This is a genomic window from Streptomyces sp. NBC_01320, from assembly GCF_035974375.1.
Taxonomy (GTDB): Bacteria; Actinomycetota; Actinomycetes; order Streptomycetales; family Streptomycetaceae; genus Streptomyces; species Streptomyces yanii.
The window spans coordinates 209,092-221,103 of the sequence record NZ_CP108391.1; the positions used below are offsets into that span (position 1 = coordinate 209,092).

The window sequence follows — 12,012 nt, forward strand, 5'->3', positions numbered from 1 at the left end:
CTCATCGAGTAGGCCGTGAAAGGTTTCTGTTCGTACTCCTTACGGCAGTCCAGTCCGACCTGTTTGGCGAAAATCCATACTCTTGATCGAACTCGGGACCCAGTTGGTCTAATCTGCCACGACTTCTCGCTATTCTGAGCAGCTCTGCAGGTAGCTGAGTAGCGGCACGCCAATTTCCTCGGATTCACTCCTCAGCCCGCGGTCCCGTGCTAAGTTTCATACCCCATGCGGCCAGCTGACTGGGCCAATTGTGAGCGACTTTGACGGAGTGCTGACGGATTCAGCGTTACGCCTTGATGAATCCTTCGCAGGCACGGGGTGATGATCCCTTTGGGAACTGGCCTCGTCTCCCCGCCGTGTTGAGGCACTCAGCCCTGATCCTCGCAGGGAATCCCGACCTTCAGGCCAGGCGGGAATGCGATCCAGGGCCCGGAGGCGCGGAGTACCGGAGTTCTCTGCGTTGTCGGTGGCACCAGCTGTGGTTGACGCCGCACCATGTGGTGCAGGATGCCCAGCAGTCGTGAACCCGCCCAAGGCGCAAAGGGCCCGCCCGGCCCACAGCCGGACAGACCTCAAATACGACCTCCCAGGACGATTTGCTTCCGGGTGCGCAGTCCAAGATCAGAGAGCACCATTGTCCAGACCATCCCACTGGAGACCGCCCGCGCCCGGGGCATGGTCGGTGTTGATACCAACGCGGGCCGATACGCCGGCTATCAGCTCGACAACCATGGCAACCCGGTCGGTGATCCGCATCGTTTCCCCAACGACGTGTCCGGAACCGCCGGCCACCGAGACGTGCAGATCAGGCATGCCCTGACCCGCCTGATCAACAGGGCCAGTCATACTGGGTACTGCTGCAATCGGCGTCGAAAAGCTCGACTTCACAACCGAGAACCACAGCAGCCAGAAGCGATTCCGGCAGCTCATTGCACCAGCACGTGAGGTGCCCAGTATTGGCAGACACCGCTGGTCAGCCCACTCCGCACCACGTCCCGTCACGACGCCGCAGCTATCGCGATCGGACGACGCGCCCTGTTACGCGATCCACGATGGAGTACCCGCTGCTCGAACGGAGTTGAGAGCCTAGAAGACTGCTGAAAATCTTGTTGAGGGGCTGTTCGGCCGTAGGCCGGGCGGCCCCTTCTTCGTCATGGGGTGGCCGGGGCAAGGTGCCAGGTGGTGTTGGTGCGGGTGAGTCCGAGGTTGATCAGTCGGCGGAGGTTGAGGGCGGCGGCGCGGTGGTGGAGTGCGATGTTGTTGGCGATGACGCCTCGGTAGCGGACTCTGCGGTTGCCGTGGGCAACGAGCCAGGCGATGGCGCGTTCGACCGGGGGCCGCCATCGGCGGTATTCGTCCTGCCAGGCGGTGTCGGTGGCGGCCTGGACGCGGGCTGCGGTCAGCAGTTCGTGCTGAGGGTGGACGTTGATAACCCGTCCGGTCTTGGAGGTTGTGCAGCGTTCCCGCAGTGGGCAGCCGGTGCACAGCCGTTTGAACTGGGCGGTGCGGCCCCCGTCGGCCTTGGTGCGGCCCAGGTTCGCGGTCTGTCCGGCCGGGCAGGTCACGGTGGCGGCGTCGGTGTCGACGTGGAAGTCGTCGATGGTGAAGCCTCCGGGGACGGCCTGCCGCAACGGCGGCGGCTTGACCACCAGGACGTGGCCCTGGGCGGTCAGTTGTTCACGCAGGTCGCCGGTGCCGTAGGCGGAATCGCCGAGCACGGTCAGCGTCTCGCCCTCGCTGTGGTCTTCGTCGGCCAGCAGGTCCAGCGCGACGGCGGCCTCGTGGTTGTCCGGCCCGTAGCCGCTGGTTAACGCGACGGCAGTGAACAGTCCGGCCTCTGGCTCGAAGGACACGTGTCCTTTGAAGCCCTCCTGGTGGCGGGTTCGGTTCTTGTGGATGTGCCGGGCATCGGGGTCGACGGTGGACACCGTCCGGTCGGGCACGGTGCGCCTGGCGATGCGCCAGCGTCCGTCGCGGCCGTCGGAGTCCTCGGCCGGCTCCACGTCCTGGCCTGCGACGAGGGCGAGAAGGCCCACCGCGTTCGCGGCCCGCTCGCCCAGCTCACGCTCGGGCAGACGGCCGAGCATGTTGAGCGCGTCGGTCACCAGGGCGTCGACCAGCGCCTCGCGGGCGGCTTCGTCATTCCAGGCGATCCTGGGTTTGCCGGGGTCGGTGTAGTCGTGAGCAGTACACCACCGGCCGGCGACCTCGCCGGCGCCGGGGACCTCACGGATCACGCGGCGGATCGCGGCCACGATCTGGGTGACGGTGTCCTGAGTGGCCACCGCATCGTCCAGGACGGTGGAGTCCAGCGCCCGGCGCTGCTTTCCTCTGAGGACACCGGTGGCAGTCACCACCTCTTTGACCTTGGTGAAAATCCGCGTCGGGTCGGCCGAGCGGGCGAGCCGGCGCCGGAAATAGGTCAGCAGCGAGGGATCGAAGGCGGTGTCGTACAGGCCCAGCCCGCAGGCGGCCTTCCAGCGCAGGTCACATCGCAGTTCCTGGACTGTCTCGAAGTCCGACAGCCCCTGCAGGCTCTGCAGTACCACCGTCGCGGCCAGCACCTGCGGCGGCAACGACGGCCGTCCGTTGGCCGACGGATACATGTCCGCGAAGAACTCCGGCGGGAACAGCACCTCACGATGCTCGGCCAGGAAAGCGAACACACTCCCTGCCGGGATCAACTCCCGGCAGGTCTCCCACACATCCGGCCCGACCATCTCCCCGGCCCATTCCCCCTGCATGCTCACAAGACTGGCCCCGGACCTGCCAGTCCGGGGCCAGAACGCAAAAGATTTTCAGTGCGTTGTGGCAAAGGGAGTCCCTGTTCGATGAGCAGGGGCTTCTTCGTGTGCACGGCATGTTCGTGGAGGGGTAGGGGCAGGCAGCGGACGGCTTGTTGTTGACCGAGGAGGTTGCTATGCCGTCGGTGCTGGGGTTGATGGAACGGCGTGAGGCGCGGGCAAGGCAGGAGCTCGAGTCATGGACGGAGGTCCTGGAGCAGGCTCAGGCGGAGGTGGATGCCGCACGGGAGCGAGTCGAGCGAGCCCGGGTGGGGCGTGAGGAGCTCGTGTCGGTGCTGGCCGAGGAGAGCGCGGTGAATACGCCGGTTTCCGTGCCGTCTGGTGGTGAGGCGGCTGCCGCTGAGGGATCGGGAGGTTCCGGCGCGCGGTATGGCGAGCGGCTGCCGATGTGGCGGTCGGGCATGGGTGAGGAGGTGCTCAGCGACCTGTATCGGGAGGTGTTCGCCGCGGCGGTGGCTGCTTCGGGGCCGGTGAGCGGGGTGGAGCTGACGCGCATGGTGGGCCGGGATGCGGAGATCAAGAACGAGGTGGAGAAGATCCGTCACCGTGCCTACGCGCTCGAGAAGCGGGGCTGGCTGGTACGGGAGAAGAACGGACGGTTCATGCCCGCGCCCGGGGCCGTCGGCCGGGACGCTTCTCCGGCCAGCGCGGGGCGTCCCCGGCCATCTGGCGCGACAGCCTGATCACGGCGGACCACCAGACCATCTGCTGGTGGTGATCGGGGCGGCGTTCGTGGTCGCGGTTGAGGCGGCGTGAGCGGGAGAGCCAGCTCAGCGTTCGCTCCACCACCCACCTGCGGGCCAGTACGACAAATCCGCGTTGTCCGTCGGATCGGCGCACGACCTCGATCCGGACTCCGTGACGGGCGAACGCTTTCGCCAGCGCCGGACCCTGGTAGGCACTGTCGACCCACACCAGTTTCAGCAGCCGGCCCGGCTGGTCCATGAATGTCTCCAGCAGTGCGGGGGCGGCCTTGGAGTCGTGGACGTCTGCTGTGGTCACGGTGACCTCCAGGAGCAGGCCCTCGGTGTCGGTCAGGATGTGACGCTTGCGTCCGTCGCGTGACTTGCCGCCGTCGTATCCGCGGCTGTCCTCGCCGACGGTCTCGGAGGCGTCCACCGACTGACTGTCGATGATTCCCGCACTGGGCTCGGCGTTGCGGCCTGCGCGCTCCCTCGCCGAACGTCTCAGGCGTTCGTACAGTTCACGCACGTAGTCGTAGGACCGCCAGCGGCGGAAGAAGTCGTAGACCGCCCGCCAGTACGGGAAATCGACCGGAAGAGCCGTCCACTTCACGCCGTTGTCGACGAGGTAGCGCACCGCGTCAAGCATCTCGCGGTGGCAAAACGCCTCCGGACGCCCGCCCCGCCTGAGGAGCCACGCCGGCACCGGCATCGCGGCGCGGACCTCTGCCCACTCCGCATCCGTCATGTCACTGGGATAGCAGCCCGCCCGCCGTTCCGGAGCGATCGAACCGAACCGGTGCACGTAGCAGTCACACCCAGGGGTGACCGTGGTGGACGCAGACACAGCGGTACTGCTCAACTGATCAGGCAACGGGCTTCCTTGGTCGTGCTGGGTGTCGTAACCGCGTCACTACCAAGGGGCCCGTTCTTTCATGCCCGCAGCCGCACCCGAACCCCCGTCCAGATGATCACCCACTGCCGCACACCTCGAACGAGATCCGGTTTGCCACAACGCACTCAGCAGTCTTCTAGTAGGGCTTTGTTAGGTCCTGTGGTGGGGTTCGGGGGTTGGTGCGGGTTGGCCGCATATCGAGCAGGCGCCGGTCCAGGTGGCCAGGAGGGCCTGGAGTTCGCGGAGGACCGCGTAGAGGGTCAGGCCGGCGCAGGGGCTTTTGGGTCGAGTCTGAGCAGGGTGCAGAAGGCCTGGGCGAGGGAGGTGAGGGTGACGTGGCGGTGCCAGCCGAGGTAGTTGCGGCCCTCGAAGTGGTCCAGGCCGAGACCGTCCTTGAGCTCGCGGTAGTCGTGCTCAACTCTCCAGCGGATTTTGGCGATTCGTACCAGCTCGCGCAGTGGGGTGTCGGAGGGCAGCGTCGAAAGCCAGTAGCCGGTTGGTTCGGCGGAGTCGGGAGGCCACTCGACGAGCAGCCAGCATTCGGGCAGGGAGCCGTCCGCGTTTCGGCGGATGTGTCGGTTGGCCGGGCGGACCCGTAGGGCCAGGAATTGTGAGCGCATCTCGGCCCGTGGGTTGTGCTTGGTGGCCTTGCTGCCCTGGCGCCAGGTGACGGTGCGGGTGGCTGCTTGTCCGGCGGCCAGGGCCAGCGCGCGCAGGGTGGTGTGCGGCTGGGGGTAGGCGGGCACGGGAGGGCGGCCCTGCCCGGAGTACGGTGGTCGCTCGGGCGTGGCGTCGCCCGGGTGGGCGGTCGTGGTGGCCTTGACCGCGACCGCGTAGGTCAGACCGCGCTCGGTCAGGCCCTCACGGAAGCCCGTGGCGTCGCCGTATCCGGCGTCGGCGACGACCGGAAGGTCGGGCAACTCCCAGTCCCCGCGCACCTCGTCCAGCATGTCCAGGGCCAGGCGCCACTTCTCCCGGTGCCGTGCGGTGTCCGGGATTCCGGCCTTGGCCCGGCGGCGCTGGATCGCCTCGGCCAGTAGCGGGTCTTCGCCGTGCTTGGTGTCGTCCCAGTTCTCGGGCAGGAACAGGCGCCAGTCGACGGCCGAGGACGCGCGGTCGCTGACCAGGTTCACACTGACCCCGATCTGGCAGTTGCCCCGCTTGCCCAGCGCGCCGCAGTACATCCGCGCCACTCCCGGCGAGTCGTGGCCGTCCTTGGGAAAGCCGACGTCATCGATCGCGTACGCCTCGGGCGAGATGTGCGCCGCAGCCCAACGGGCCAGCCGCTCCCGGACCTTGGAGTAGTCCCAGGTGGAGGAGGACACGAACTGCTGAAGCTGCTGGTGGTCCACGCCCAGGCGCTCGGCCATCGGCTGCATCGACTTGCGCTTACCGTCCAGCATCAGCCCACGCAGGTACATCTCGCCCTTGGCCCGCTGGTCCCGACGCGCCAACGAGCCCAGCATCTGGGCCGCGAACGCCTCCAGGCGCGGACGGACCTCTTCCATCTCCTCAGGAGTCACACCTGAAAGAAGATCACGATCTATCCAACGAGGATCACTTGGGGTACCTAACAAAGTCCTACTAGGGAAAGACGTCACCGCCCCCACACGACAGGAGTGAGTGTGCAGGGCATCGGACCGTCCAAGGCCGGACCGGGTATCCGGCGCGTGAGATGATCGGACCACCCACAACGGGCCTTGCCCACGAAGGACCGTCGCCGAGTGGGAAACGTACGCGGAACCCAACACATCCAAAACCGTTCGAGACGCGCCCAGCACGCAGCAGTGGGTACAAGACTCACTCGTGCACACTCGTCAGGAACGGTTAATGCTCCGACTTCTCGACCGCACTACGCCCCTCGCCCCAGCTGAGCTGCCGCCTCAAGGACTCCGGTGTTCAACCACTCGTGCCGAAGAGCTGTGTCCAGTAGCCGCCCGCCAGGCCGCCGGCTGCGTAGCCGATACCGAGGTGGGTGAAGGTCGGGTTGAGGATGTTGGCGCGGTGGGCGGGGCTGTCCATCCAGCCGCGTACCACTTGCGCCGGGGTGAGCTGGCCGCAGGCGATGTTCTCGCCGACGACGGGGTGGGGCCAGCCCGCTGCACGGGCCCGGTGCCGTGGCTCTCGCCCCTCGGGGCTGGTGTGGGAGTAGAAGAACCGTAGGACCATGTCTGTGCTGTGGGTCTGGGCCGCCTCGGTCAGCCGCAGGTCCGCAAGCAGCGGCGCTGCTCCGGCCGCCGCGCGTTCGGCGTTGGTGAGTACGAGAACCTCGATCATCAGCTCGGCCAGCGCCTGCGTCGTGAACGGCCGGGCCCATACGACGGTCCAGTAGACGTCTCCGCGCAGGTCGTCCACCGCGCGCCCTGTGCCCATGTGAACGAGTTCCTCGTCCAGGTGCGCCGGCCGCCACCGTTGCGCGGCCTGTTGGCAGGAATAGGCGAACTCCGCGGCCGTGCGAGGCCCCCGGACCATGTGCTCGGTGACGGTGACGGCCCAGTAGTCGGCCGCCTTGACGCGTTGGCAGATCGAGATTCCTTCGGGGTTCTCCCGGCCGGGCCGTCCCTGCGCGGCCAGGGCGACCGTGTGCTCCTGTGCGGCGATCGCGAGCCGGTCGTCCAGGGCCAACGGCGGTGCGTAGTAACGGATCCGTTCGGCGTTGAGCAGCGCCAGGAGAGTCTCCTGAAGACCCTCGCCACTGGACGCTCGCCCGGGGAACGAACGCCAGGGTCGGGTCGCCGTCGAGCGGTTCGCCGCGATCGGTGCTCCGGTTCTCTCCCGACCGACCGCCGGCGCCGTGACGGTGGATGTGGGCGAGCGCCAAGAGGTCCGGGCCGGGATGTGGTGGACGGAACCGGGCCAGCAGCATTCCGTCTGTGCTGGTGACGTTCATCCGGGGCGACGGCAGCCGACTGAGGGGAGTCCGTGGGACGGCGGAGGTGACGATCACCATGGCTCCTGAGGTTCCCGGGCGCAGCCGTCTTGGGTCGACGGTGGAGGTGTCACCGTGGGGGCGGAGCCCGGGAGCGGGCGGTTGCCCGGGGACGAAGAGGCCGTCGGCCCCCGCGACCCGCCCGTCGCCGTCGGTCATCGCCAGGGCGAGGTCGAAGGGGCGGGGCACCCGGATGTACAGCGCTCCCTGCGGCAATGCCACGGTCGTGCCCGGGAGTAGCTCGTTCATCCGCCGTTGGCCCGCCGCCTCATCCAAGGCAGGCAGGCTCCGCGAGCCCGATGTGAGAGGTGTCCTGGACGACCTCCGCGGTGTCCGTACGCAACCGCGGACCGAGGTTGGGTTCCCCGTATGGCTCGCTGCAGGGGGAGCCACGCAGGCTGTGGAGCGCCGCCGAACTGTCCGTGACGAGGCTCGTCAGCAGGCCGGACCTGAGGACGGCGCCGATCGCCTCGGCCTTCTGAATCCCTCCCGCGACGCCGATCACCTCGGGGATGCGGCGGAACTGTTTGCTTCCGACGGAGATGACGCGGTCGTTCAATTCGGTGGAGATCACCCTGCCGTCCCTGTTGAACAGCAGAGCCCCCATCTCGGCGACGACGCCGAGCCCGCGGTATTGCTCGCGTTCGTTCACGGTCAGGCTGTCGTAGACGGTGGAGAGGGTGCTCCCCCAGGCGCCGATGGCCATGACCGCCTTGGTGACCCGGTCGAACTGGTTGAGGGATTCAGCGATGTCCGGCTGACAGCGGAGGATGTCGGCGGTGAGCTTGTTGGGCAGGACCAGTGGCGCGTAAATGGGGTAGCTCTTGCCGCCGGAGGCGGCCGCGGCCCTGCGGACTGCCGCGCCGGAGTCGGCGGTGATGGACTCCAGCGGGTGGACCCCGGTCAACTGGACGACGGTGCACAGCGACAACTTGGTGAATCTTTCGGTCACGGAATTCACAGTGTGGTCCCATGCCAGCCCGAGCACGTCGTCCGGCTCCACCATCGTCGCGATGAGGTGGGCCGCGGTCGGGGCCAGCCATTGGGTGACCGGTTCCGGGCCTCCGGGGCCGTCGGCTGTTGCCTTGACCACGATCGCGTGTTTGAGTCCGAATCGTCGGCGCATCGCCGTGGACAGCTCGGTGTCGATCTCGGCCGGGACCGTGATGCTTATTTCCACGATGCCCAGAGCCACGGCCGCCTCCAGCAGGCGGGCGACCTTGAACCGGCTGATGTCGAACTCCTTGGAGATCTCCACCTTGGACTGGTTGTCGAGATAGAACCGTCGGGCGACGGAGGCGGCAAGCAGTATCTCCTTCGGCGGCAGCGAGGGCTGTGAGCTGCTCGTGTCTGATCCAGCCATGTCTAACTTCCTCAGTGGCGCACGAGATGACTTTCCGGCGGCCTCATAGACTCAGACGCAGCAGCTGAGCCCGGGTTCAGTGAACTTCCTGCTGAGGGACGCGGAAGGGTGTCGCCACCCTGTGCCGAGTCGTGGAGGTCGGCCGTTCCGTCTACTACGGCTGGCTGGCGGCCCGCCTGCCGCGACGGCTCGGCAGGAAGGCCGAGGGCGAGCTCGGAGGGACCGAGTACTGCTTGCGGCGTTGTCGAGGCTGCTTCCCAGAGAACGCTGGAGCAGCTTCTTCGTCACCCCGGCGACATTGCTGCGCCGGCACCGGGGGCTGATCGCGAACACGTGAACCTTTCTGTAGCAAGAAGCCGGGTAGACTGCCGGTACCGGAGGATACGCGGGAGTTGATCCTGCGCCTGGCTCGTGAGAACCCGCTGTGGGGGCACCACCGCGTACAAGGGGCGCCGGCCCGGTTGGGCATCACCATCTCGGCGGGCAACAGTGCGGACAGGGCTGCGCCGTGCGAAAGTTCCGCCCGCACCCAATCGGGCGGCGGGACACTTGGTCGTCCTTCCTGCGCACTCGGTGACCGAACAGCTGGCTCCTGCCCTCCCGTTGGAGAAACGGAATCCATCGCACCCAACTGCTCAGCGGTCTGATCAATGGGTACCGGCACGCCGCTTGACCGAGGGCGAGACGACGTACGTGGTCAACGGCTCAGAACGAGATTTTCACGCGGGCGCGGGACACGTTGAGGACAGAACTCTGGGGCCCGGCGGTGATACCCGGCGCAACGGCCAAGAAGCCCGGCCGCCGCACCGTAACGCACCACCGACGTCTCATCGATGGCGGATTCCACCGACGGCGGCAAGCCGTGCCGCGGAGTGATACTGCAGACGGTGACGGCCGTCGAACGCGCTTCGCGCGGACGGTGCGCCCCGGCCGCGGATCGTCAGCACCTGCGCAGCGACGGGGCTTCCCACATGTATTTGCTCGGATTGTCCACCGTGCTGCGGTCCGCCAGGGTGACCGTTCCGTCGTACCACGCCGTCAGGTAGTCGCCGTAGCGGTGGCTCGCGATCACGAGGCTGCACCCTTCCCCCGCGTAAAGGCTCCAGCGCTGTCCGGTGGCCCCTGTGGCGCAGCCAGAGAAGTACATGTCCTTGCCGTTGGTGTCCAGGCACTGATTAGCCGCCACGTTCTTGATCAGATACGTGCCGTCGCCCACGAAGTTGAGCCGCCACTTGTCGTTGTTGCAGGAGCTCTGTGCGACGTATCTGGAGGAAGAGTTTTTGACCAGGCACTTGCCGAGGAGCCGGTTCGTCATGCTAAAGGTGTACGTCGCCCAGCGGCCTTGCGTGACAGGTTCGGCGGCCGGTGCGTTGGAGGCGCTCGGCTTCTTCTGCTCTGCCGTGCCGGATGTCTGGGGCCGTGGCGCACTCTGTCGTACTTTTCCGCTGTCGCTGCTGGGGGAAGCGGTGACCGTCTTCGGTTTGCCATCGGACGCGGTCTTCTTGAAATGGTGCTTCTTCGACTCCGGTGATCCGCCCGGTTGCGAGGCGGTGTCCGAGCTGGTGGACGGCGGTTGCGGAACGTAGTTCCCGAGTTCTCCGCCCGTCGTGCCGGAAACCGTCAGCCCCGTGTCCCGGGGCAAGTTCGCGGCTGTGTCTTGGCGTTTGTCGTGGTCCTTTCCCACAAGCAGGAGCGGGACGCCGAGCAATATTGCGCCGATCAGCGCCGCGGCGGCCAGCATCGGTTTCTTGGGGCGGCCTCCCCAGGACCGTCTGTTAGCACCGTCCTCCAACGGCCCGGTGCCGTCCGGAGTGTCAGGGCCGACATCCCCCTTCCCGGCGGCTCCGCCCCTCTCGGCACTCCGCGCGGTTTCTGCTTGCGGGGCGTCGGCGCCAGCCTCTGTCTCGCTGGACGCGGCTGCGCCCCTGCTGGATTCCTTCCCTGCCTTGCCAAGATGGGCGAGGCGGTGCAAGTCCCTCTCCCGGGACTCCGTCCCCGTCTGTTCCCGCGTCGTCTTCTCGTCGCTCTGCGCCGCTTCCGTGTTCCCCTCGGCAGCCTCGGGCTCGTGCGCGCCGGTCGCGGGCGCGGCGGGGGCCCCCTCTTCGGTATCCGCCTGTACGGCGACCGCTGCCAGGGCCTCACCGGAGTCGCCCGCCACTACGGACATTACAACCGGGCGACGCACGGACGCTCGGCGAGCGGCGATCACCGGGGCGAGTTCGCCTGAGCCGATCTCAGTCAGGCGTTCGCCACTGTCTGGCCGTCGTCCCTTGGGCATCGTATGTTCCTCCACTTTTCCGCATGGCGGGTGAGCTTGACGGGTAGTTATGCCGACCTTCAGTAATGCGCATGGTGCGCGGCCCGCGGCCGCGCGTGGATCGCCCTGTTGCCTTTCACTACGCTGCCCAGGCGGTTTCGTTCGCGCGAGTTCGCAACGGCATAGGCCGCAGCCTCTGCAGCACACGGCCTGTCGACCCGTGCCTGCGCGATCTTGGTGGCTAATTCCAACGGTTATGCCGCGAGGCGGAGTTGGAGTCTGGCGAGGTGGCTGTGGCTGCCGCGGCCGAGGGGGTGGCCGTTCCACCACGCTGCGAGTCGGATGAGGTTGAGGGCGGTGGCGCTGGTGGTGTGGTCGAGGTGGGTCTTCGCGAGGCCGCGGTAGCGGGCTCGGCGTAGGCCGGTGGTGTGGGTGGCCTGGCGGATGGCGCCCTCGACCCCGGCGCGGAGCGCATAGTCACGTTGCCAGGTTCCGTTCTGTTGCTGGGCGCGGGCGGTGTGGATGGCCTCGGTGAGCTCACGGGGGTAGAGGCTGAGCCGGCGGCCCTTTCGTCGGCGGCTGCTTCCAAAGCGGCCTCCACCTCTTGTGCCCACGAGGATGCGGCCGCGGCGCCGGATCGTGAGGTGTCCGCGGGTTGGCGGTCGACGTCAGCGGCGGTGCGGATACTCCGCGCGGCGGCCAGCCGGGCGCGCAGGTCATTCTCCCGGAGGCGGGCGCCGGCCTGGGCTCCGTCTCCAGCGCCACCAGCTCATTGCGTGATCGCGTCGTGCAGGGCGGCGGGGTTCAACTGCCAGCAGACGACGGATTTCTTCCGGGGTGAGGTCCACGAGGTCGGGTGTGTCGGCCGCGTCACCCCTTTTTCGCGTTTCTGAACGGTCATCGCCGCGAGGAAGTTGTGCGCGAGCATTACGAGTGTGATGTGCCGGTACCAGCCGACGTAGCGGCGGACTTCGTACTGGTCCAGGCCGCATTCGTTCTTCGCATTCTGGAAGCATTCCTCGCGAGGCGGCGGTCCACCTGGTCATAACCGACCTGATGGCTTGCCGCCTCACGGGCGCGG

General features: G+C 67.3%; 9 protein-coding genes and 2 pseudogenes. 3 read left to right on the top strand and 8 right to left on the bottom strand.

The features are described from left to right. Positions 1-639 precede the first annotated feature (639 nt). Positions 640-1,038: pseudogene (locus tag OG395_RS56425) on the top strand (IS200/IS605 family accessory protein TnpB-related protein); the annotation flags it as partial. A 113-nt stretch (positions 1,039-1,151) separates the two neighbouring features. Here OG395_RS56425 and OG395_RS56430 read toward each other — a convergent pair. After that, positions 1,152-2,744, bottom strand: a complete 1,593-nt coding sequence (locus OG395_RS56430) for an IS1182 family transposase (protein ID WP_327248597.1) — start codon at positions 2,742-2,744, stop codon at positions 1,152-1,154. Positions 2,745-2,920: 176 nt separating this feature from the next. On the opposite strand from OG395_RS56430, the gene OG395_RS56435 reads away from it, so the two are divergent. After that, positions 2,921-3,487: a hypothetical protein gene (locus OG395_RS56435; RefSeq protein WP_327249953.1), complete on the top strand. Its 567-nt coding sequence runs from the start codon at positions 2,921-2,923 to the stop codon at positions 3,485-3,487. On the opposite strand, the gene OG395_RS56440 is transcribed toward OG395_RS56435, so the two are convergent. The 5 genes from OG395_RS56440 to OG395_RS56460 all read right to left on the bottom strand — a co-directional run bounded on the left by OG395_RS56440 (position 3,405) and on the right by OG395_RS56460 (position 10,415). Beyond that, complete coding sequence (locus tag OG395_RS56440) at positions 3,405-4,235, bottom strand: IS5 family transposase (RefSeq protein WP_327249954.1); 831 nt, start codon at positions 4,233-4,235, stop codon at positions 3,405-3,407. The two genes, OG395_RS56435 and OG395_RS56440, sit on opposite strands and share 83 nt — an antisense overlap. Positions 4,236-4,642: 407 nt before the next feature. Then, positions 4,643-5,905, bottom strand: coding sequence for an IS701 family transposase (locus OG395_RS56445; protein WP_442818821.1), 1,263 nt, complete (start codon positions 5,903-5,905; stop codon positions 4,643-4,645). A 376-nt stretch (positions 5,906-6,281) separates the two neighbouring features. Next, entirely contained in the window at positions 6,282-7,220 is a 939-nt protein-coding gene (locus OG395_RS56450; RefSeq protein WP_442818842.1) for a CAP domain-containing protein, read from the bottom strand. Positions 7,221-7,579: 359 nt separating this feature from the next. Then, entirely contained in the window at positions 7,580-8,674 is a 1,095-nt protein-coding gene (locus tag OG395_RS56455; RefSeq protein WP_327249957.1) for a sugar-binding transcriptional regulator, read from the bottom strand. Between the two features lie 940 nt (positions 8,675-9,614). Continuing rightward, positions 9,615-10,415, bottom strand: a complete 801-nt coding sequence (locus OG395_RS56460; protein WP_327249958.1) for an RICIN domain-containing protein — start codon at positions 10,413-10,415, stop codon at positions 9,615-9,617. A 324-nt stretch (positions 10,416-10,739) separates the two neighbouring features. Here OG395_RS56460 and OG395_RS56465 point away from each other — a divergent pair, with 324 nt between their 5' ends. After that, entirely contained in the window at positions 10,740-10,901 is a 162-nt protein-coding gene (locus OG395_RS56465) for a hypothetical protein (RefSeq protein ID WP_327249959.1), read from the top strand. 284 nt (positions 10,902-11,185) lie between these two features. On the opposite strand, the gene OG395_RS56470 is transcribed toward OG395_RS56465, so the two are convergent. Both OG395_RS56470 and OG395_RS56475 read right to left on the bottom strand, forming a co-directional pair. Next, positions 11,186-11,545, bottom strand: a complete 360-nt coding sequence (locus OG395_RS56470; protein WP_327249960.1) for a transposase — start codon at positions 11,543-11,545, stop codon at positions 11,186-11,188. A 155-nt stretch (positions 11,546-11,700) separates the two neighbouring features. Next, a pseudogene (locus OG395_RS56475) lies at positions 11,701-11,952 on the bottom strand (IS701 family transposase); the annotation flags it as partial. Positions 11,953-12,012 lie beyond the last annotated feature (60 nt).

Coding starts and splice junctions, on each gene's coding strand:
- OG395_RS56430 (WP_327248597.1), bottom strand. CDS start 2,744: ATGCAGGGGGAATGGGCCGGGGAGATGGTCGGGCCGGATGTGTGGGAG.
- OG395_RS56435 (WP_327249953.1), top strand. CDS start 2,921: ATGCCGTCGGTGCTGGGGTTGATGGAACGGCGTGAGGCGCGGGCAAGG.
- OG395_RS56440 (WP_327249954.1), bottom strand. CDS start 4,235: ATGACGGATGCGGAGTGGGCAGAGGTCCGCGCCGCGATGCCGGTGCCG.
- OG395_RS56455 (WP_327249957.1), bottom strand. CDS start 8,674: ATGGCTGGATCAGACACGAGCAGCTCACAGCCCTCGCTGCCGCCGAAG.
- OG395_RS56460 (WP_327249958.1), bottom strand. CDS start 10,415: ATGCTGGCCGCCGCGGCGCTGATCGGCGCAATATTGCTCGGCGTCCCG.